This is a genomic window from Bacteroides sp. (genome assembly GCF_030151085.1).
GTDB lineage: Bacteria > Bacteroidota > Bacteroidia > Bacteroidales > Bacteroidaceae > Bacteroides.
In genome coordinates, this window is record NZ_JASLER010000091.1 from 67,413 (window position 1) to 91,915 (window position 24,503).

General features: G+C 38.4%; 14 protein-coding genes and 1 pseudogene. 11 read left to right on the forward strand and 4 right to left on the reverse strand.

Annotated elements, in window-relative coordinates:
- Positions 1-14 precede the first annotated feature (14 nt).
- Positions 15-3,062, reverse strand: coding sequence for a TonB-dependent receptor (locus Q1W14_RS19235; RefSeq protein ID WP_300704298.1), 3,048 nt, complete (start codon positions 3,060-3,062; stop codon positions 15-17).
- 22 nt (positions 3,063-3,084) lie between these two features.
- On the reverse strand, positions 3,085-4,593 hold the full coding sequence (locus Q1W14_RS19240) for a hypothetical protein (protein WP_300704299.1): 1,509 nt from the start codon (positions 4,591-4,593) through the stop codon (positions 3,085-3,087).
- Positions 4,594-4,795: 202 nt separating this feature from the next.
- Between Q1W14_RS19240 and Q1W14_RS19245 the strand changes: the two genes are divergently transcribed.
- From Q1W14_RS19245 to Q1W14_RS19290, 10 genes and pseudogenes are all read left to right on the forward strand, one after another.
- Positions 4,796-8,857, forward strand: coding sequence for a hybrid sensor histidine kinase/response regulator transcription factor (locus tag Q1W14_RS19245; RefSeq protein WP_300704300.1), 4,062 nt, complete (start codon positions 4,796-4,798; stop codon positions 8,855-8,857).
- 90 nt (positions 8,858-8,947) lie between these two features.
- Positions 8,948-10,219: an ATP-binding protein gene (locus tag Q1W14_RS19250; RefSeq protein ID WP_300704301.1), complete on the forward strand. Its 1,272-nt coding sequence runs from the start codon at positions 8,948-8,950 to the stop codon at positions 10,217-10,219.
- 546 nt (positions 10,220-10,765) lie between these two features.
- Positions 10,766-12,517, forward strand: a complete 1,752-nt coding sequence (locus tag Q1W14_RS19255; protein ID WP_300704302.1) for a tetratricopeptide repeat protein — start codon at positions 10,766-10,768, stop codon at positions 12,515-12,517.
- A 182-nt stretch (positions 12,518-12,699) separates the two neighbouring features.
- Positions 12,700-13,062, forward strand: coding sequence for a DUF3244 domain-containing protein (locus tag Q1W14_RS19260; protein ID WP_300704303.1), 363 nt, complete (start codon positions 12,700-12,702; stop codon positions 13,060-13,062).
- Between the two features lie 115 nt (positions 13,063-13,177).
- Entirely contained in the window at positions 13,178-14,545 is a 1,368-nt protein-coding gene (locus tag Q1W14_RS19265; protein WP_300704304.1) for an SPASM domain-containing protein, read from the forward strand.
- A complete protein-coding gene (locus Q1W14_RS19270; RefSeq protein WP_300704305.1) occupies positions 14,532-14,747 on the forward strand; it encodes a hypothetical protein in 216 nt (71 codons plus the stop codon). The genes Q1W14_RS19265 and Q1W14_RS19270 overlap by 14 nt, the downstream gene beginning before the upstream one ends.
- Before the next feature lie 74 nt (positions 14,748-14,821).
- Positions 14,822-17,140: a carboxypeptidase-like regulatory domain-containing protein gene (locus Q1W14_RS19275; RefSeq protein WP_300704306.1), complete on the forward strand. Its 2,319-nt coding sequence runs from the start codon at positions 14,822-14,824 to the stop codon at positions 17,138-17,140.
- An 8-nt stretch (positions 17,141-17,148) separates the two neighbouring features.
- Positions 17,149-18,345, forward strand: a complete 1,197-nt coding sequence (locus Q1W14_RS19280) for a hypothetical protein (protein WP_300704307.1) — start codon at positions 17,149-17,151, stop codon at positions 18,343-18,345.
- Between the two features lie 52 nt (positions 18,346-18,397).
- A complete protein-coding gene (locus tag Q1W14_RS19285) occupies positions 18,398-20,467 on the forward strand; it encodes an O-antigen ligase family protein (protein WP_300704308.1) in 2,070 nt (689 codons plus the stop codon).
- 21 nt (positions 20,468-20,488) lie between these two features.
- A pseudogene (locus Q1W14_RS19290) lies at positions 20,489-20,650 on the forward strand (transposase); the annotation flags it as partial.
- Positions 20,651-20,814: 164 nt separating this feature from the next.
- Here the strand turns inward: Q1W14_RS19290 and Q1W14_RS19295 are convergent.
- Together Q1W14_RS19295 and Q1W14_RS19300 are read right to left on the reverse strand one after the other, a co-directional pair.
- Positions 20,815-22,239: an ATP-binding protein gene (locus tag Q1W14_RS19295; protein WP_300704309.1), complete on the reverse strand. Its 1,425-nt coding sequence runs from the start codon at positions 22,237-22,239 to the stop codon at positions 20,815-20,817.
- 110 nt (positions 22,240-22,349) lie between these two features.
- Positions 22,350-23,030, reverse strand: coding sequence for a hypothetical protein (locus tag Q1W14_RS19300; protein ID WP_300704310.1), 681 nt, complete (start codon positions 23,028-23,030; stop codon positions 22,350-22,352).
- 139 nt (positions 23,031-23,169) lie between these two features.
- Between Q1W14_RS19300 and Q1W14_RS19305 the strand changes: the two genes are divergently transcribed.
- On the forward strand, positions 23,170-24,477 hold the full coding sequence (locus Q1W14_RS19305; protein WP_300704311.1) for an MATE family efflux transporter: 1,308 nt from the start codon (positions 23,170-23,172) through the stop codon (positions 24,475-24,477).
- Positions 24,478-24,503: the final 26 nt, after the last annotated feature.

Consider the following 24,503-nt stretch of genomic DNA (forward strand, 5'->3'; position numbering starts at 1 on the left):
CTATATCTCAAAGATTAAAATTTCAATTCAATGCCAAACAAGAACGTACGCGGGTTGGGATAAGCCACATTGTCGATACCGGTATTGATGGAACTGCCTTCGCTATCGGTAGTACCGTCAACCATCGGACGTTCGGGGTCCATGCCGGAGTAACCGGTAATGGTGAAAGGATTCTGTGCGGAGAACGACAAGCGCAGATCCGCTCCTCCCATCAACTTCTTAGGAAGCGTGTAGCCCACCTGCAACAGCTTGCAACGCAGATACGAACCGTCTTCCACGAAGAAGCTGGAAACGCGGGTGTAGTTCAGGTTCAGGTCGTTGTAGGACAAACGGGGAATGTCCGTGCTGGTGCCTTCACCGTGCCAAGCCTTGTTCAAAGTACCTGCCCATACGTTCTGTCCGCTGACGCCGGAATACAAACCTTTGGTGGTATTGTAGATGTCGTTGCCGAGGGTACCGTAGAAGTTGGCTTTGAAATCGAAGTTCTTATAGTTGAAGCCCAGGTTCAAACCCATCATCAAGTCCGGATAAGGATTACCGATGAAGGTCTTGTCTTTCTCGTCCAGCGTACCGTCATGGTTCAAGTCCTTGAAGCGGAGGTCACCGGGTTGCGCCTTGTCCTGCACCAGCTTGCCGTTTTCATTGGTATGAGCATACACTTCTTCCCAGTTCTGGAAGATGCCGTCGACCACGTAACCGTAGAAGCGGGAGATTTCGCCACCGTCTTCGTTGCGGATAATCTGGTCACCGTTGAATCCGCCTACCGAGATAGGTCCGTCACCTGAGAACTTCACAGCCTTGTTCTTCACAGCAGAAAGGTTCACACCTATGTTATAACCGAAGTCAGCCACCTTGTCATTCCAGTTCAGGCTCAATTCCCAACCGGAGGCCTTCATGCTGCCGATGTTCATCCATACAGTGCTGTTCCAACTCGGATAACCGATAGCAAGGATGTTCTGCTTCTTATAAAGCATGTCGGTAGATTTCTTTTGGAAATACTCTGCCGTCACGTTCAGGCGAGAGTTGAGGAAGGACATGTCCAAACCTACGTTCCAGTCTTCCACCGTTTCCCACTTCAGGTTATTGTTTCCTACACCCGATACCATCGTACCGGTAACACGTCCGGGAGTTGCACCGAACACGTAGTCCGATTGTCCCAATAAAGTCAGTGTGGCATTGTTGTCGATATTCTGATTACCTACACGTCCCCAACCTCCACGCAACTTCAAGTCATTGAAGATATTCTGGTCTTTCATAAATTCCTCGCTGATGATGCGCCATGAAGCGGATACAGAGGGGAAGAGCGCGTATTTGTTGCCTTTCGGGAACTTGGAAGAACCATCGGAACGCAGGGAAGCGGTCAAGTAGTAACGGTTGTCGTAATTGTACATCACACGTCCCAAGAAGGAAACCATGGAATTGTAAGTAGTCGCACCATTGGCTTTCTGGTTCTGAGTACCGGCATCTACTTCCTGCATGGCACCCATGTTATTGGGAATATCTTCACGTGAAGCCTTTGTATCATACCAAGCATTGCGTTCGGCCGTGAAACCGACCATCACGTTCAAGTTATGCTTCTCGGCAAACGTGTCCATGTAAGTGGCCGTATTGGTCCAGTTCCAGTCAAGCCACTCTTGCGAGCGACGTTCAGCTTTGCTCAGTGTAGATTGCTCCAAAGCGTCTATCTTGAACTCCGGTGTAAAGCTGTCCGAACGGCGGTAGTGCGCATTGGCGGAGAACTGCGTACGTAAGGTCAGCTTCGAGATGGGATTCACCTGCAAATAAGTATTGATAAGCGTACCCAATTCTCTGGAATTGGCATTCTGACGAGCCAGAGAACCTGCAGGATTCCACGTCTGGTTGTTGTAAGAACGCTGATAGTTGTTATACTCATTGTCCACCCATTCGCTCTCCTGTCTATATACGGGAGACGTAGGGTCCATAGACATAGCCGAAGAGAACAAGTTGGGCGTATCGTCCCATGATTCCATACGCGGAGCGATGTCCACACCCATCTTCACATACTTGTTGAACGTGTATTCTGTATTGAGGCGGACGTTGATCTTGTCCCAATAACCTACATCATACTGAGAGTTGTTGCGGAAATAACCTACACTGAAGTTATAGACCAGCTTGTCCGTACCACCTGAAACACCCAGTGAATAGTTCTGTACCAAAGCAGTTTTGTTGACCACTTCGTTCCACCAGTCTGTACCGCCGGGGTTGGTAGTAGCGCCCGTATCATTCCAGATGGAAGTACCGCCATCATTGGTATAACGAGTGTTGAACACTTCCTTGTATTCTGCGGCATTCGCCATCTTGGGCTTGGCCAATGTCTGGAAGCCGGCCGAAGCACTGAAACTGATGTTTGTCTTTCCGGCAACGCCCTTCTTGGTAGTAATCAAGATGACACCATTGGAACCGCGTGTACCGTAGATGGCAGCGGCAGAGGCATCTTTCAACACTTCCATAGAAGCAATGTCGTTACTGTTCAGGAAGTTGATGTTAGTACCCACCGGCATACCGTCCACTACATAGAGGGGGTCGGTTCCGTTGGTAGTCGTTACACCACGAATCAACACCTTCGGAGTAGCACCCGGACCACCACCGCTGGTCACCTGTACACCACTTACCTTACCTTGCAAGGCATCCATGGCATTACCGGTCACGGCTTCCGTGATCTTTTCACCTTTTACGGTGGCAATGGAGCTGGTCAAGTCGCTCTTCTTTACGGTACCGTAACCGATAACGACTACTTCATCCAGCACTTCGGCATCTTCCTTCAACACTACATTGATGACGGTTCTACCTCCAACCGCTATCTCCTGTGTCTCATAGCCGATGCTCGAAAACACCAGTACAGCATCCTTTGCCACATTCGTCAATGAATAGTCACCGTCAATGCCCGTTATCGTACCGGCTCCGGTTCCTTTCACCTGAATCGTGGTTCCAATCAGCGGCTCCTTGTCGGTAGCCGAAATCACTACACCCTTCACGGTGGTCTGCGCATAGCTGCATAGGCTCATCAGCGCAAGACATAATAATAATATCTGCTTTTTCATATTTTCAATCTAATGTTACTTATTAATTAGCGGGCACCAATTTAGCTCTACCAAGATGAGAGTCAAAATAGAATCTGTAGGAACCCGAAGTCGTCACCACTGGCTTAGACCATACATCTTGTGTATTTGTAGGTCCGGTGTAATCGGCGTTTTTAGTAGCACTTCCGGTGTAATAGCCGAAAACATCTAAATCCGTACTACTGGTACTGCACCATCTTACATAATTCCACCACTCACTTTTGTGATAATTATGAATAATGAAGTTCATGGCCTCACCGGCAGTCAATTCCAACGGATCTTCCGAATAGAACAAGTGAGGATTGGTTGCATCTTGCACGAAGGACTTCACACCAGTAGGATTATTGCTTGTAAGCCCGAAAGTGAAGTCTATGTATTCAGTGCCATTCCCCCACAAGTCAAAGCAAGACGTTCCATAGATCAGATCTGTTCCCCAGGGATCTTGCGCATCTTTTGTTGAATAAGTACTTACTTCATAAGTCTTCTGCAAGATATTAAAGACAATCTTATAATAGGTATCGGATTGCGTCAGAACAAGAGGTTTCATATTCGATTTGTCATCAGTCAACTTCGCATCATCGCTGGCATCGATACCATAACATACAGGCGAGAAGCTGTTCTTCTGAGGTAAGAAGTAGATTTCAGTATTGGCCTTTTCACAATAGTAATAAGCCGTATATTCGAACTGACCTACATGATTTACACACATCGGCACTCCGAACACATCACTGTTCAATGCTGCATCCGTAGCCACATCAGCCAAATACATTTTATCAAAGTCCTGTACATCCGTAACCGAAATGACTGCCTTACGAGTGACAATATTACCAATCGTATCAGCCATAGCCAATGTCAAAGCATAATCTTTCTTTTCGAAGGGGAACAAGATTTCTTCTGAATAATCATAAGCAGCCTTCTGCTTTAAATCCACCTTTTTAGGAGAGTAACCATCAATACCGTCAATGGTAATATCCAAGTAATCCAATGCCCGGTCATCCGTCATTCCTACATTCAAAGAAAGTATGGATTTCTCACCTTGGCGCAACAACACAGTCAGCATTCCGCCTTCTTCAGGCGCATTTTTAAAGACGGGGACTTCAAAATCTCCATCCATTGTCACTAAAACATCTTGTGAAATTTCTCGTCCGCCTACATCCGTAATCGTAAGCTTCACTGTAAAGCGTTCACCAATCTCGTTACTCTTGAAGTCATAATAATAACTCAGATTATACTCTGTTTTCGGAGCACCATAGATTTCAATCAAATCAATAGTCTTGTTTAAAGAAAGGTCAGCGCATTGCAAACGAATGGAAGCGATACCATCAGCATCAGCCAATTTACCTTCAATTGTAAACCGATGTCCCGCAGCGGACTGGATGTGATCTGTCACCAACGTCATTGTCGGACTTTGTCCGTCCACATCGGGGTAGCCATCATCGTTGCTACACCCCGTAGTACATAAAGCCAGCGATAGAAATGCCCATAACGTGGCACTCAGAAAATGCTTCTTCATACATATTATTTTTAAAGTTAAACAAATAAGTTCATTTTGCCGCCAATTCGCATCAATCGGCGATGCAAACATATACCATTTTTCAATGCGATAGCTATATAAATCATGCAGAGAATGGATACAAATCCATCAATGCACGATTTATATATATCACTTAAAGGTTTTATTTGTACATTTGACTCGTTGAAAGAAAAACCACGTCATGAAACAGACACTACTCTCTATCATTCTATGTTTCCTCCCTTTTACATTACCGGCACAGTTGTATACTATCAATCAGTTAGGTATCAAAGAAGGGTTATCCAACAACCATGTCGTAAGTATAGCTCAGGATAAAAAGGGTTTCTTATGGTTCGCCACAGAAGAGGGACTCAATAAATTTGATGGCATACGCTTTATACCCTATTATAAAGAAGAGTCCACCACCCGACAAAGCATCACCGGCAATGAATTGAATTGCCTGCTGGACGATCCCGTCGACTCCATCTTATGGATAGGCACCCAACGAGCAGGAGTGAATGCATACAATTATGTCAATGATACTTTCACCACCTATAAACATGATGAGAAAAACCCATCCAGCCTGATTACCGATGATATAACCAAGATTGTTGCCGCAACCGATGGTAACTTGTGGATCTGTACCTATTGGGAAGGCATTGATTATTTCGATAAGCAAACCGGCAAATTCACCCATTATAACACCAATACCGTATCCGGATTAGCCAGTAATCATATCTGGTCTGTTACCGATGGAGGAAACGGACTTCTCTACGTGGGACATGTACACAACGGATTTAGTGTATTGTCCATCAAAGATAAAAAAGCAAAAAGCTTCTCTCATAACCCTCAAGACCCGAATAGCCTTCCCGGCAATGAAGTAACTTGCGTCTACAAAGACAAGAACAGCAATATATGGGTAGGAACCGATAAAGGTCTGGCTCTCTTCAACCCTGAAGCCGAGAATTTCATCCTTTTCAACGATAAGATGAATAATATTTCGCACCGCATATACGATATCCGCCAACTGAACGACAATAAACTTTGGATAGCTATGGAGTTCGGTGGAATAGCCATTCTCGATCTATCGCAACACCTCTTCCACTCCGCCGACCAGATTCATTTTTCTTTCATAAAAGAAGGAGATGATGAATATGGACTATCCAATTCGAGCGTACGCTGCTTGTTACAAGATTCGTTCAATAATGTATGGGCAGGATCATGGGGAGGAGGCATCAACTTTATAAGACGAGAAGCCCTGCTTTTCAATACATACAATTATACCCCTTTCCCATCGACTGGAAACAGCCTGACCACCAAGATCGCCTCCGGTATCTGCATTGACAAGTCGGGTGACCTCTGGATAGGTACTGACGGAGGAGGCATCAATGTATTCAGCAAAGGAAAGCGTATAGCAGTCTATAACAGCGAAAACGGAAAACTAAACAGTAATACGGTGCAAGCCGCACTTTGTGATTCGAAAGGCAATCTATGGTTCGGACTCTTTTACGGAGGAATCATTCATTGCAATCCGCATACCAGAACTTTCCAACAAGTTTTTCCCCAAGACCAAGCTCACTCAGACGTGCGATCTTTCTTTGAAGATAAAGAAGGGAACATTTGGGTAGGTACCAGTGAAGGGATCTTCATTATCGACTCGGAAAAGAAAACAATCAAGGAGCACTACAACCGCGAAAACAATTTGGTAAGGTGCATACTGAAAGATACCAAAGGGCAGATTTGGGTAGGCTTTTTTGGTGGAGGATTGGGATTGTATGATGCCAAACTAAAAGACATCAAGCTATTCAATGTTCAAAACAAATTTCCTTCAAATACCATCAACGCCATCTACGAAGACAGCCGGAAACGCTTGTGGGTAGCTACCGGTGAAGGACTGGTATGTTTTCCGTCTCTTACCGACCAAGCATACAAAGTATATCAACGGGAAAGCGGACTTGCCAATATACATATACATGCCATTGGCGAAGACAAAGCCGGCAATATCTGGGTGAGCACGAACAAGGGCATTAGCTGCTTCGTTCAAAGTAAACAAACTTTCTACAATTACGACCATCACGACCACCTTCCTATGAGTAGTTTCAGCCGTGGATGTGTAGCATACGGACAAGACGGGAACTTCTACTTCGGCTCTATCAATGGATTGTGTTACTTCAATCCCGAACAGGTGTTGCAAGAGCGTAAATCGCCTCCTGCATTTATCACCAACATCGAGATAGCCGACCCAATTAACAATCCCAATAACAGCCAGAATATCATAACACTGAAAGGCCAGGACAACGTAGAATTGAACTACAAACAAAACAGTTTCAGTGTCACCTTCAACATACAAAACTATGCGCTGGTCAATCAAGTGGAATACGCCTATATGCTGAAAGGACTTGAAGACGTGTGGTACACACTCCCCGATCCCAATAAAGTGACTTTCCGTAATCTTCCTCCCGGAAAATATCAATTACAGGTAAAGACACGCATGCGCAATCAGAAATGGTCGGATGAAGTCACTTCTTTGAATATTCACATCACCCCTCCCCTTTGGCTCACTTGGTGGGCGAAGACCTTCTATGTACTATCCTCGCTTGCCCTTCTATTCTATATACTTTACGTTTATAAAAAAAGACTGTCTGTAGAAACCTTGTACAAACTGGAAAAACAAAGCCACGAACAGGAACAGGAGTTGAACAACGAACGTTTGCGTTTCTATACCAACATCACGCACGAGCTTCGCACACCGCTTACGCTGATATTAGGTCCACTGGAAGATATACAGAAAGAAAATGCATTATCTACCAAAGATGCACAGAAGATCTCCGTCATACACCAAAGTGCTATCCGCCTGCTGAATCTGATTAACCAAATCCTGGAATTCAGAAAGACCGAAACGCAGAATAAGAAACTTTGTGTAAGCAGGGATAATCTGGCAACACTCATCCACGAGATTGGTCTGAAATACAAGGAACTGAATCGCAAGGCAGAAGTCGATATCCGATTGGAAATAGAAGACGAGCATATACTAATGTACTTCGACAAAGAAGTCATTCAGATTGTACTGGACAATCTGATATCCAACGCCTTGAAGTACACCGAAAAAGGGAATATCACCGTTGGCCTCAGCAAAGCGCAACGTGCCGAAGTGAACTATATAGATATCCGGATCAGCGATACTGGTCACGGCATCAGACCGGAAGCATTGCCTCATATCTTCGACCGCTATTATCAGGAAGGGGGCAAACATCAGGCATCGGGTACGGGCATCGGTTTGTCATTAGTGAAAAACCTGGTTACCTTGCACGAAGGGGAAATTAGCGTAGAAAGCGTACTCAACTCAGGTAGTACCTTCTGCATCAGTCTGCTTGCCGATAATACATACCCCAATGCGCTGCATGCCGATTCGCAGGAACAAGACCAAGAAAATGAACCGGAAACGATAGTTCTTCAGGAAACCGAAATGCCCGATAATGATAAGCCTATCTTACTGGTTGTAGAAGACAATCCGGATATATGCGACTACATAGCTGAATCTTTCTCGGACAGTTTTGAAGTAAAAACAGCCTCCAACGGCAAATTGGGTAAAGAAAGTGCTCTGAAAGAGATACCGGACATCATCGTCAGCGACATTATGATGCCTGTTATGGATGGCAACGAAATGTGCCGTGAGTTGAAAGGTGATGTACGTACCAGCCATATCCCCATCATTTTGCTGACTGCCAAAGACTCGTTGAAGGACAAAGAAGAAGGGTATCAGGTAGGTGCCGATTCTTACTTGACCAAGCCGTTCAGCGCCAGCCTGCTGCGTAGCCGTATAGAAAACCTATTGCAATCGAGACGCAAATTGGCGAAGCATTTTAGTACAAATACGGCTATCAATGATAAGTCGGCAATCATAACAGAATCGCTCACTAAGTTGGATAATGAATTTATCCGGAAAATCAATCAATTAATTGAAGAACGACTCTCTTCGGATAAGATTGACATCAGCTATCTGTCGGACAAGATGTGTATGAGCAGCTCTACCCTTTATCGTAAAATGAAAGCTTTAACTGGATTATCAACCAACGAATATGTCCGAAAGGTAAGGATGAAATATGCAGAACAATTCCTGCTGGAAGGGAAATATAACATCTCGGAGATAGCATTTAAAGTAGGTATCAATAATCTTTTCTACTTCCGGCAATGCTTCAAAGAGGAATTCGGAGCAATTCCATCCGAATATATAAAGCAATTAAAAGGAGATTCAACCAAATAAAGTTTCGATTATAATCGGGAAAGTACAGAAAAATAGCTAAAGCTTCGATTATAATCGGAACTTTAGCTATTTTTGTAGAAAACTTCGATTATGGACGATAAATGGAATGCACTGGAAAAGTATAACCTTTGGAATGGAAACTTCTACAAATTAGGTTTCATACGTACTTCCTATACCAATAGGGTTCAAGCTTTCATCGGCAACAAATTGGTCAAAGTACTTATCGGGCAACGCCGTTCAGGCAAAAGTTATATTCTAAGGCAAATTGCTTCCTGTTTAATAACCGAACGAAGCATCCATCCGGACAATATCTTATATATCAATAAAGAATACCTGGAATTCGATTTCATCGACAACTATAAAGAACTTGAACAGCTATATCAACTTTATCGGGAGAAGCGGAAACCACAAGGGAAAGTGTATTTATTTATAGACGAAATACAAACCATAGAGGGTTGGGAACGCTTTGTCAATTCCCATTCTCAGGATTTTGTCGAAGAATGCGAACTCTTTATTAGTGGTTCAAACTCAAAAATGCTTTCCAGCGAACTGGCTACATTACTGTCCGGACGCTATGTGGAGTTTCACATCTTCCCATATAGCTATATGGAATACTTGCAGGTTACAAGAGAAGAGAAAGCCCGTTCTACTTACTTGTCCTATCTGAAAGGAGGAGGATTACCCGAATTATATAACCTCACGGATATGGAATCGCAAAAGCAATATGTGGCTTCTGTAAAAGATACCATACTCTTGCGCGACATCGTACAACGTAAACTTATTCGCGATGTCCGGCTCTTGGACGCTCTTTTCATCTATTTAGTGAACAACGCCTCCAACCTGTTCTCTATTCAGAATGTGATGAACTTCTTTAAATCAAAAAACAGAAAAGTATCATACGACACAGTGTCAAACTACCTCGGTTATATAGAAGAAGCCCTTCTTGCCTACAAAGTAGAACGTTACAATATAAAGGGCAAGGAGGTATTGGCAAATAATTGCAAGTATTATTTGAATGATCTTGCATTTAAAAACTTTCTCTATCCTGGCTATGCCTACGGAATAGGCTATTTATTAGAAAATGCCATCTATCTTGAATTAGTGAGAAAAGGGTTCCAAGTTTATGTAGGAATCTTCCGCGACAAAGAAGTCGATTTCGTTGCGATAAAGGACGACCGAGTAATCTATATCCAGGCAACCTATATGCTCGAGGATGAGAATACCAAAGAACGAGAGTATGCTCCACTCCTATCTATCCCTGATAGCTATGAAAAATACGTCGTTTCTATGGACGAAGTTCTTCTTCCATCCCTTGAAGGTGTACGCCACATTCAAGCATGGAACTTGCCGGAGGAACTATAGAACTCTAGAATTTACATTTTGTCATTTTGTATTTTTAATCGTCTGAGAATGTCCTATTCTCAGGCAATGCCTCATGTAAATTGAAATAAAAGAACGAAAATCGCTATATATCAGTAGTACAGCTTAATACAAGAATACATACTTATCTAATAAATTAAAAACAGCTTCTGATATTGCCAGTCTTTAGTTCCTCACCGGGGAACAATCTGTTCGGCACCGAGGAACTAACAGTTTCTCTACGGGGAACAAACATCATGTCGGCGACATATTAACTTCTTGTCGTTACGAAGTTAATAGTTTGCCGACACGATATTAACTTTTTCCAACCCAATTCTGCATAAAAGAAGTATATTATACAGAGAATCCGAATTAATATTCCTACTTTTATAGAATCTGTTTCTATTTAGTGTTCTTCAGAAAATTACAATGTTACAAAATAGAGTATTTTAATGACTTTATAACACAATATAAGTCGCTTTACAAACTTTTCAAATTTACATTTGCAAATATTTGCAATTCCAAATAGCAAACACTACCTTTGTAAATATGAAGACAAGTTTACATTTGATTCTGCTTCTATGTGCCCTACTCTCTCTATTCGCCTGTGGACACAAACCTTATCCACACTCACTAATTATTGCGGACAGTTTATCAAGTGTCAATGCCGATAGTGCCATTGCGTTGCTAAATAGCCTGAAAGAGGAAATGAGGAATGCTCCCGAGGCTACACAAATGTATTATCGGTTGCTTTGTATCAAGGCGAATGATAAGGCGTACATACTTCATACTTCAGACAGCTTAATACTTCCCGTTCTACATTATTATATAGATGCAAATGACGAGCAACATTTACCAGAAGCATATTACTATGCAGGACGAGTATATAGAGATTTGGGAGACGCGCCACAGGCTTTGGGATACTTTGAAAAAGCAATAGAAGTATCGCCCAAAGATGGAGGATATGCACTAAAAAGCAAGATTTACAGCCAAATGGGAACACTGTTTGACTATCAAGACATGTATGCAGAAGCTTCAGATACGTATAAAAAAGGAGGACAATGTGATAGCATAATAAGAGATAGCATCAGCATGATTTACAATTTTAGAGATATGGCCAATATGAACATTGGATTAAATAGACAAGACCGTGCATTATCCTATTTCAAGAAGGCGAATCAATTAAGCCTACAACTTGGGCGGACAGACTTGTTTAATATGGTTCAAAGCCAACTTGCCTCTTTTTATATAGACCTACAAGAATACGATTCAGCCCGAATAGCTTTACAAAATGCATTAAAAGATATCATACTACCCGACAAAAGTGCCATTTACAGTATTTCTGCCCGTTTTTATGATGCAACCAACAATACAGATTCTGCCGTTTGGTATTATAACGAACTGTTAGATTTCGGTTCCGTTTATGCAAAAAGGACTGCCTACCGCAAATTATTGGAACTTGCAATCAAACAAAATGATAAAAAACAAGCCTCTGAATATCTTTACGGGTATCTTTTGTATGTCGATTCCATACAAAAGCTTACCCAGACCGAAACCGTTCAACGCATGCACTCTCTTTACAACTACCAATTAAGAGAAAAGGAGAATTTACAATTGAAGGCAGAAAACCACAATAACATACTTTGGCTTTGGAGCATTAGCGGAGGACTTATCATAGTTATGTTGTCTTTCATTGCTTACAGTCAATACAACAAACGGAGAAATTTAGAACTGAAACAACAATTAGAGAAACTCCGCATAATAGAAAAAGAAAATCAAGAAAAAATTCTATTCCTCGAGAGACATAAATCTCAAAAAGAGGAATTAGAAAAGAGTCTCGCAGATATAAATACCCATGAAGACAACATACAAGAAAGACAAGTAGGACAAAGAATTGAATTGCTCAATCACATAATGCAGCAAAAAACAATAGAAAATGAGCAAGAAAAAGAAGCTAAAGAATATTTATTCAATTCCGATTTGTACAAACAACTTCAAGAGCGAATTAACTCCGCACGTGGCGAAGCCTATATCGCTTCCGAAGAATGGGTGTTACTGAAAGAACTTACCTCTCCTGCCTTCCCAACTTTCTTCGAAAGACTATACTCGCTACATACCCCCAATGATAACGAGTTGCACGTTTGTATGCTTCTCAAACTCCAATTCCGTCCGGCAGATATAGCACGATTGCTCCAGCTTAAACCCGAAAGCATTTCTTCTATCCGAAAGCGGCTTTATCGGAAAGTGACAGGCAACAATGGAAACCCGGAAATGTGGGATAAGATTATACACTCATTATAAATCTCTTAACTACTCAATAACATTCTCAATCTATCTATGCACATACAATTGCGCAGTCTATGCGCATAATTTTGCACACAAAAAGGAGGAGTGCACACAACTCTGCACATACATCTAAAGACAAAACCCTTTGATAAAATCCCATTTGTTTTCAACTTTGTAGCAACAAAAAATAAAATCAGATGAAAACGAAGTATTTATTATTAATTTTGGGCGTATTCTTTTGTATAGGCATTAAAGCTACAGAAAGGGAAATAATCCTAAATAACTGTACAAACAAAGAAAATCGGGCACATGATAAACGTTCCATCTCTATGGTGCCTACTGCTACTATCGATGGAAATACGATACGTATCTATACAGATATAGCAGTAGAAGAAATTCAGGTGAAAGTGGAGGATGAAAATGGGAATGTCATCTACGCAAATAGTAACATGACATATTCCAAACTCCATTTATTCGAAATAAGTAGTTTAGAACAAGGAGAATATACTCTCGAAATAACCATAGGTGATGAAAACTATTATGGTATTTTTTGCAAATAAACGTTGTTTACAAAAAATATTAAGAAGAAATATCTAACAAAACGAACATTTTTCCAAACAACATTATAAGGAATCAGTGCTTTGCACTGATAGCCTACAATAAGTCTATAATACTATGAATTTACTAAGAGTGTCATCTTATATTATATTAGTCGAATTAGCAGATAAAAAAACGATGTTGATTCACGGATATAGTGGTGCAATAGATATTGTTACCTCTGATATAGCCAATCTTTTACAGCAAGAAAATATCCAAGCTATCATACAGCAAGGGGAAGACACCGTGAAAATTTTGCAAAGAAGAGGATATTTAACTTTAAAAACAAAAGAAGAAGAATATGCATATGTCGAACGCATGGCATTAGCCTTACATAAAAGGGATAGTTTAATAAAAAATTCTTTCACAATAGTCGTTACATATAATTGTAATTTTAGATGTCCATATTGTTTTGAGAAAAACTCAATATTAGAGGATAAACGCTCAGCTTGCTTTACACCAGAGATGGTAGATAAAGCTTACCTGTTTATTAAAGATATTCAACCAAATGAGAATCTACGTGCAAAACAAATTGTTCTTTTTGGTGGTGAGCCACTATTAAAAGAAAATAAAGATATTGTCTCATATATCATAGAAAAAGGAAAATTGTTGAATTTTACTTTTAGTGCTATTACAAACGGATATGATTTAGAAGCTTATTTTGATTTACTTGCTCCCAATAGTATTAACCATGTGCAAATAACAATCGACGGTACCGAGACAATGCATAATTCAAAAAGAATACATTTCCAAGGAGTACCAACATTCAAAAAAATAGTAACGAATATAGGAGAAGCCCTTAAAAGAGATATTTCAGTTACTGTTCGTTTCAATACAGACAAAAAGAATTTTGACGAATTAGAAGATTTAGAAAAACTTTTTAATGAAATGCACTATACGGACAATCCACATTTCATTATTGACTCAGCACGTTTAATAAACTATGAAAAGCATTCAGCGCAAGATAATGTTCACAATTTCCTCACTCCCGAAGAATTTATAAATAAACATAGTCAATTAAACTTTAAATATGGATGCCATGATTTCGGTGCGTATGATATGATTTATAGCTCGATAATCAAGCAGGTTCCAATCCAATACAGACCTACTTTTTGTGGAGCGCAGACAGGAAGTTATGTATTAGATCCACTTGGGAAAATATACACGTGTTGGGATTTGGTTGGCAAAAAAGACTTTCAAATAGGAGATTATTCATCACAACCTACGCAATGGAATACTGAGATGTTAAACCAATGGAGAAAAAATGATATTACTCAATACGCTAGTTGCAGCACATGTAAATGTGCCTTACTCTGCGGTGGAGGGTGTTTAGCACATAATTTGGACAAGCATAAGTGTACCCACATGTTGAATATCATAAACTATGCAGCTCATAGAGCATATAACAAATTCAAATCTAAAAGTAAAGTGTATGAAAGAGAATGAAAAAGAGGACAAAGTAGTTGCCCTTAACAAAGAATTACCGGAATTCTTTGTTGAAGAACTGGAACAAAGATTAGAAACTGATCCTTTAATGTTATCAGGTGTATTTAATTTGCAGTCAGAGGCATTTGGTTGCATTGGGCAGTCAACCTGCAACGGTGATGGAGGCTGTACAGACAAGTCTCACTGTGGCATACAATGGTAGTAAAGAAGCAAGAGTGTGGAATGTTATAGTTCCATACTTTTGCTTTTTATTTCTCAATCATCAAACTCTACAATATGATAAAACAGATTATAGGACTTATATTAGTGTGTATACTACCCAATATAGCTCAAGCACAAATTCTAAAGATCAAAGGGCAAATTGTGGATGAAGCGAATGTTCCAATTTCTTCTGCAACCATTCAATGCTTTGATGCCAAAGGTACACTACAAGGTGGAGCTGTAAGTAATAATAAAGGCAATTTTACATGTACAGTTAACAACAAAGGCGAGCAATACAGATTATTAATAACATTTGTAGGTTTTCAAAAATATGAATTTTCTTTTCGAACTAATAACAGTGATATTAATTTAGGAAATATCGCATTAACCACCAAGAACAATCAATTAAGTGACGTAATCATAACAGCTAACCAAACTATACGAAAAGATGACAAAATCATGATCTTTCCTTCTAAAGAACAAATACGCCATGCCTACGATGGATACTCTGCTCTAGCCATGATGATGATTTCCCGTCTCAATGTAGATATTTATAATAAAACAGTTACTACGAGATCAGGAGAAACTTTATTATGCATAAATGGTAGAGAAGTAAAAACAGAAGAAGTGACAATTCTAAATCCTAAAGATATAATCCGCGTGGATTTCTATGAGAACCATCATCCTGAATATCCGTTAGCATCTTCTGTTATTGACTATATTGTCGTAAAACACGATCATGGTGGAGCTGGCAACATCAGTATCAATGAAAACTTAAATCAAGTTAACGGAATGGATATGGCTCATATCAGATTCTATCACAAAAAATCGGAATTTACATTGTATGCAAATGGCAATTACAACCATTATAGTCCTCATCGAGGCGAAGAAATTACAACCAATTTTAGATTCCCCAATGAAACTATAACCAACAATACTTATTCCATGCCATCTCCTATTCACAAAAATGGAATAAATACGATGATGTCTTATTTATACCAAGGAGTAAAAGACCAATTCTGTATCAGTATCAATCTTCATAATGAGCATAATTCTAATAAAAGAAATAGCCAACAGAAATATAGCAATAAATCCGAAAATCTACTTGTAAAAGACCTTTCTCATACAGATGACATATCACCTGCAATACAATTTTATTATAAACACAGTTTCGAAAAAGGACGTATGTTCAGAGCCACCCTGTACGGTAGTTATAATAAAACAACAGTAGAAAGACGCTATCAAGCTTTTGCAGATAAAGAAGTGATGACTGATTACATTTCGCTAAATAAAGATAATTTCTATAAGTTCAATCCCACACTCTTTTATGTTCATCCAATTCAAGAACACTCCTTATTTGCTGACTTTAAATATAATCATAAACAAACATCCAATGTATATACGGAAGGTAATAACAAATACAACAATAAACTAACAAATGGGCAAGGTATTATTACCATAGGTGACAATTTAAGAATAAAGAAAATCGCATCGCTAACTTTGCAATTAGCAGATAGAATGGTCTATATAAATAATGGGAAAACATCTTCTTTCCAACACTACTTTTCCCCCTCCCTATTTACTAATTTCAATTTACCTAAAAATAATACAATTCGTTTAATGGCATCTTTAGGAGTTTATGATCCGGAGATGCGTTACTATAATAGTGCAGAACAGAGAATTGATCAGTACCAAATACTAATGGGTAATCCGAATCTAGTCACAAGTACAACTTTTTCTACTGAAATTTCATATAATAAGGCTACCAAATGGGGAAACTTTAGTTATTTCATGTCTTATAATCGTGATGAAAAAAATATATTCGAACAAGTTAATTATGACTCCAACAAAAATGTATTCATTCATACTTATCAAAATGGAGGTACTTTCACACGCTTTATATCAAATGTAGAGTTTCAATTTAAGCTTATTCCTAACAAATTAACTTGGATGATTAGTGGCGAATATGATTACTATAGCGAGAATGACTGGGAAAAGCAAACAATCAATGAACTCTTAGGTTCCACCCAAATAACTCTCATGCAAAAAGGTTTTAACGCTTCTCTATCTGCTACTACTCCTATCAAACAACTATATAGAGGGCAATTTATTACACATCCTTTCTCCTTAAAAATAGATGCTGGTTATAATTATAAACAATGGCATTTTGGTATGAACATACGAAATCCATTTTTCAATGCACCTATGAAAGTAAAATATACAACAAATGATTATTCAAAAGTAGGAAGAACTTATTTTCCACGTATTCAAGACAATGTATTTGCAGTAAGTATCAATTATCGATTTAACTTCGGACAAAAACATCAATTCCAGTCTGTTCCAATGGATAATACACGTGATTCTGGAATACTGAAAGCTAACAGTAACAATTAATATACAATATGAAAGATTATAATGATATAGAAATTCAATATTTAACAACTTCTACCAACGAAGCACGTTATCTATTATACTGCAAAGATCATTATTATGAAACTAATTATTCCATTGTAGAGTTATTACAAAATTTACAAGAATTTAAAAATGAAGAAGAAGCCATTTCTTTTTACATAAACAAAGGACATAATAAATATACCAAAGAGGAAATTCAAGAGATTATAAGTAGATATATTCATCCTCTATTAATAAAAGATGAAAAAAAAAGCAAGACCTTCATTTACCAAAAAGAATTACTATCAGCCTCGGCTATAGATAAATTTTCAACGTTCTTTACTTTCTTATTTTATAAACCATGCATGTGGGCTACTATCTTTTTAACATTTTCACTGGATATATATTTTTTATCAACAGCCTCTAAATTATTATATTTCAACAACCAAGTCAATGTCTACATAGTATTAGGATTACTAATTTTTATTTTTTTCTCATCTTTTTGGCATGAAATGGGACATGCTTCAGCATGCAAACATTTTAACATATCCCACGGAGGAATAGGAATTGGGTTATATTTAAATTTTCCTGTACTTTACACAGACGTTACAAGAATTTGGAAATTAAATGCTCAACAAAGATGTATCGTTAATATAGCAGGAGTTTATTTCCAGAGTTTTCTGTTGTTATTTTGTCTCATTTCGTTCTTTTTAACCTACAATTTCATATTCAAATATCTAATACTGATTATGAATTTAGGAATATTAATGACTCTTAATCCATTCTTCAAATTCGATGGTTATTGGATTGCTTCTGATTTAATGGGTATACCGAATCTACGTAAACGATCAAAAGAATTACTAGTCTATTGCTATAGATTCATTCGCAAGGATCCAACAATTAATCCTCCCTATTTAATGCAAATATCTAAAACAAAAAAAATCATTTTCTTTCTATACTCATTACTTGTAAATCTATTTATGGGATACTATTTTTTCTATATAATTCCAATATTTCTATATAATTTTATTCAAAGTTTTCCTAAAGAACTAGAAACACTAATAATCTCATTATCCAATAAAACAACTCCTCCCTTTGCTTTATTGCACAATATTGGTTCACAAGTAATATTCATTCTTCTCATAAGTATACTTTTTATAAGTATCATACGTTCAATAAAACAATATATTCATGCAAAGCAAAAGTAAAGCTTCGACACGCAGTAAAATATTTCTATTTATCATATTTACAATATCAATTATGATGTTGCTTGGTATTAGTGATCCATGGGGGATAAAACTTGCTTTACTTTTACTTATAGCATTCATTTTACCATCTTTCTTTGCATATCGTTCAACAAATATCGATATGCTCTTTTTATTACTAGGAGGATTTACATGGTTATCATGTATCATGAGTATCAATTTAATACCATCCTTATTAATAGCCTACAAAATTACAACATGTATATTAGGATATATCATATTAAGAAATATATTGAAAGATAAATCTTCTTACTCCTTTTTTCTACATTGTTTAGGTGTATTAGCAGGAATTGCAATTTTCTTGTCTCTTTGCACTTTCGTTATATTTCGTCATTCTGTATTAAATAGTGGATTTGAGGAATTATACTCATTCCGCTTTCTTTTTAAGCCAGCAGGTTATAACATTAATGTTTGGGCTACTATACTAATCATTCTATCAAGCTTTTTTTTGATCAATAAATCAATTAATACATGGCTGAATTTAATTTATCAGATATTATTCGGATTAACTATATTTGCCGCATGCTTGTCATTCTCAAGAGGAGTCTTTATTTCTGTAGGAATATTTGTGATTTTGTTAGTCATATTTCTCCCTTTAATCGAAAAAGTAAAATTACTAGTTATTGTTTTGACCGTAGGTGGAACTCTATTTTACTTATATCCACAAGAAACTCTAACAACTTTACGCATGAATTATACTAATTCCCAAAGACAAAGCACGCAAGGACGTATAGATTCAACAAAATTTATTCAAACAATATGGAAAAATCATACATTTTGGGGTGTTGGATCAGGCAATTACACTTTGGCTATAGATAAAGGATTAAACCAAGATACAACAAAAAGTTACACATCATATGCACCCAATATCATTGCTCACATTTTAATTGAAAATGGAATAATCGGTATTATATTATATATTTCTCTAATGTTATGTATAATAAAAACAATCTGGGACAAACGAAAAAGCAATACTTGTATAGTTATAGGATGTACATTGGTATCAATATTAGTTAAAGAAATGACATTAAGTACATTGCTAGATACACAAATAACCTTATTTCTGACTTTAATTTTATTAGCAATAGTACAAAGGAGTGATGAAACTATGATAGAAGATACTAATATTCATAACAAATTATCATATAAAATAATACTTATATCTTTCATAGTTGAATATACATGTGTAGAATATGTCATTTATAATTTGCAAAAGAGTGATCAATTGAATTTTATAGCATGGGAAAACTTTAAAAAAGGAGATACCACCAAAGCAATCTCTACAATAAAGAATTCAAGAAATACTCTTCCTAATCAAATTAATAAGAGTATTCTTTACATGGAAAGTGCTAAATACAGCAATGATCGGCTATATTTAGATATGGCAAAAGCCGAATTAGAAGATGCAAAAAAGAATCAACCAGAAGACATACATATATATTATTTACAAGCCAAGCTAGCCACTATAGCCCAAAATAGGACTCTCGCTATTACTATACTAATGGATTTAGTGAAAAACTATCCTCAAAATGCCCTTTACCAATACGAACTTTATAAATTATTGTATGCCAACAAACAAAAAGCCAAGGCCCTCATTCACTTGAAAATAGCAATCCAAATATTACCAAGAATTTTAAACCTTGAAAATATCAAAATAATATCTCAAACTGATCCTGCATTTCACCATACACTAATTACGCAATTATTAGCCAAGCGACCAATATCGGAGAATGAACCAATTGTTTTAGCTCAATATGGCTACATAGCTTATCATAGTGGGAATATGCAAGATGCAGAGCAATACCTTTCTCAAGCTGTTTCTAAATTACCCAATTTATCTATCCCTTGGATATTATTACATAAAATAAATCAAAAAACAGGCAATACTGTGTATGCCAACATTTGCCTAAAAAGATACAAACTTCTCACTTATGGAGCCTTTAGTACTAAACTTCTATCTTCAGACAATGAGGATATTGATATAGTAGGAATTAGTGAAAAATTTCTTTTGAAGAATTATGCTATGAAATTTCAAAGTTGGTATGGAATCAAACTATTTATATAGTTAATAAAGATTACTCATACAATATGTGCAGATTTAGAAGAAACACAGTGGCAAGTTATCAAGAAAATCTTAAACGTGCAAGAATGGAAACGAAAATATGATCTGCTTGAAATATGGAATGCCATATTTTACCTTGTGAAAACGGGTTATCAATGGCGTATGCTCCCTTCAGATTTTGCACCTTAAGAGTTGCTTTACTACTATTATCGCAAGTAATCTTCTTTAGGTGAATTTGATTTGTTATTTACAAAATGGATGAAAGGAAAAGCCTGTATTATCTTATCTGAAAAAACATTATTGAAGAGAATATTGAAATAACATTGTACAGTACAGCGCCAAGCCCTCTTCTATATCTCCCCAAACAAGTCCTCCAGCAGCACTTGGCTTTGTACATGCGACGAATATGCATTCACCTTCACACCATAAGTCGTTACAAAAGTAAGATGAATAGATTTTCGTGTCTTAGTTTCGGATAGAAAGGCTGCTTGTTTATTGCGTAATACGGCATCATACTTCTTATCTATCACAAATTCGGCAATGGAATACTTCATCTCACAAAGATTGACTGTTTGATCCTTGCGGTCAATCACAATATCTATTTGTGCGCCATCGTCAGACATTTCGCTACACCACGAAGAAACAAGGCTCTGAACACCAGATATACCTAATGCCTTTTTAATCTGCCGAATGTGCCATAAACACAGCATTTCAAAAGCATAGCCGCTCCATGCCCTCTGCACGGGACTTTCTAAAGAAGCCGTCCAAAAATGTTCATCCTTGTACCAGTTCTTCAATATAAACTTGAAGTAAAAGAGCGTATAAAAATCCATTAATTGATAAAGCGCATCTTTCTTTATTTTACCAAAAGGTTTGTATCGGCGGATAAAGCCACAAGCCTCCAATTCCTTCAGCATAGTAGTAAGCCCACCATTATTAGTTAATCCAGTATGCTTTATCAACTCAACTCTATTCAGTCCTTTTCCTTTTAAAGCAAGAGCTTCTACTATCTTGATATACTTCTCAGAGTACTTAAACAAGGCACGATAAAGGTTACCAAATTCATTACCTAACGAACTGCCATCCTCAAAAAACATATAGTCAATGTTCTGTGCCACACTCTGTCCTTTCTTCATCTGACTTAAGTAAAAAGGAATACCTCCCATCACCATATAACATTCGGCAATTTCATAACGAGAATATTCAATACCTTTTGAATGGAAATAAAGTTCACACTCGTGCAAAGTAAAAGGTTCAATCAGCATGTGGTGCGTCAGCCGATTGTGTAGCCCAGCGCGGTTGTTTATCAATTTATCAATCATCCACGAAGTGGCAGAACCGCAAGTAATCAACTTAATATCACAGCGAGCAAATGCCCATGCATTCCAAAAATGCTCCAAAGCACTGATAAAACCGGATTTATGTGTATCCATCCAAGGCAGTTCATCCATAAAAAGAATCTTACGACCTTTAGGCAAGCTCTCCAAATATGAAATGAGTTGATCGAAAGCTAAGAGCCAGTTGGAGGCTATCGGCCATTCTTTATCAGAAGATCTCCGCAAAGACAAATTAAAATTCAATAATTGTTCTTGCATAGAGACATTATCCATGCCTGTAACATAAAAAGCAAAGTTATCTCCAAGCAGTTCACGTACCAGAAAAGTCTTACCTACCCGACGACGCCCATAGATAGCAATGAACTCTGACGACTCTGAAGCTATATATTCCTCTAGCTCCTTTTGCTCTTTAATACGACCAACAATCTCTGTATTCATACTTTTGGAGATTTATTACTTGCGCAAAGCTATAAAAAAACAACAGATTGCGCAAGCAATAAATCTATTACTTGCGCAATCTATTATTCAAAAGACAGATTTAGCTACTTTTATTTCAATTCCAACTCCACTTTCTTAATCTTTTCCAGTGTCTTGCCCGCCTCAGTCGAAGGAAACAGTTGTAGTACCCGTTGCAAATATCCCCTTGCTTTGGAATAGCTACCGGTAAATACATCGGATAAGCCGTTACGATAACGGGCATATTGCATTCGCGTTGGGGAAGAGATTTTTTTAAAATCTTCTTCGAGCTTCATTTTAACGTTTTCGGCTTGAAGATAGTAATAGTTTCCTAAATAGATGTTAGCCTGTAGATTATCTGCATCCAGCTTCAGAACTTTTTCATAAGTTTTTACCGCATCTGTTTCCTTGCCACGCATCATTTCCATCTCGGCACAGGCAACAAGAGCAGACACATCTTCAGGGCTGTGCTGCAAATATTCTCTATAAAATAAATAGGCTTTATCATAGTTCCGCTTTTTCTTGTAAAGCGTAGCCATCTCATTTGCCAACTTAGGTGCTACAGCACTGTTCTTGTCTACATTTGTCCAGTAGAACATTTCAGTCTGCTCCATATTAGCACTTGCCGATTGACGGAACAAGCTTACAGCATAGCTATCTTTACCCTCGGATAACGCCTCGGACAGCTTTGGCAACAAATCACTAGCCGACTGTGACCAAAGTGACAGCGGACACACAAAGAACAAGGAGAAAAACAAAGCTAAGGTTTTCATTTTCAATATTCAGTTTTACAGCCCAAAAATATATCGCAGTAGAAGTCTGCTCACAAAAGTACGAACTTCTACGACAATAATCAATAAATTAAAGTAGAAATATAGTTAACTTTGTCAACCTAATCAAATGAATGTTACAATGAGTCCCAGAGATAGACAAATTTTACAAATAGCACTTCCTTCTATCGTTTCGAATATCACTGTACCTTTGCTCGGACTGATCGACGTAGCCATCGTCGGACACCTGGGTGCACCAGCTTACATCGGGGCAATTGCAGTGGGTGGCATGCTATTCAATATCATCTACTGGATTTTCGGTTTTCTTCGCATGGGAACCAGTGGGATGACCTCACAAGCATACGGAAAACGGGATTTACCGGAGATAGTACGTTTGCTTTTACGTTCAGTCGGCATAGGATTGATAGTGGCATTTTGCCTTATCATCTTGCAAGTTCCCATCCGGCAGACTGCATTTGCGCTGATTCATCCGACGGAAGAAATCAAAGAACTGGCGACACTCTATTTTCAAATTTGTATTTGGGGTGCACCTGCCATGTTAGGATTGTATGGACTTTCGGGCTGGTACATCGGCATGCAGAATTCAAAGATTCCGATGTACATAGCCATTACGCAGAATATAGTAAATATTGTGGCGAGCCTCAGCCTGGTCTATCTCGGCGGTATGAAGGTAGAAGGTGTGGCATTCGGAACACTGATTGCCCAATATGCAGGTTTCTTTATGGGAGTCGTATTGTGGATGCACCAATATAGTAAACTAAAGAAATACATCGTATGGAAAGGTATATGGCAGAAAGACGCAATGATTCGTTTCTTCCAAGTCAATCGGGACATATTTTTGCGCACCCTCTGCTTGGTGGCAGTAACTCTGTTTTTTACTTCGGCAGGAGCTTCTCAAGGCGAAATTATATTGGCAGTGAACACCTTGCTGATGCAGCTATTTACACTGTTCTCGTATGTCATGGACGGATTCGCTTATGCAGGAGAAGCGCTTAGCGGACGCTATATAGGTGCCCGCAATCGCGAAGCTTTCACAGATAGCACCCGCCACCTGTTCACATGGGGTGGGATAATGGCTATACTATTCACTTTGATTTATGCTTTAGGAGGCAATGCTTTCCTCGGACTACTGACAAACGACCGGGAAGTGATAGCTGCCGCCGACACGTATTTTTATTGGGCACTCGCCATTCCTGCGGCAGGTATTGCTGCTTTTATCTGGGATGGCATTTTCATAGGGGCAACAGCTACTCGCGACATGCTTCTCTCAATGGCAGCCGCTGCTATCAGTTTCTTTGCATTGTACTACGGACTTCGTCCCGCACTTGGAAATCATGCACTATGGCTTGCTTTTCTTACTTATCTCTTCATAAGAGGATTAGTACAGACGGCATTAAGCAGGAGAGTCATGAACAAGGCTTTCGGTTAACCAACATTTTGTCCCCCAAAAGCGTT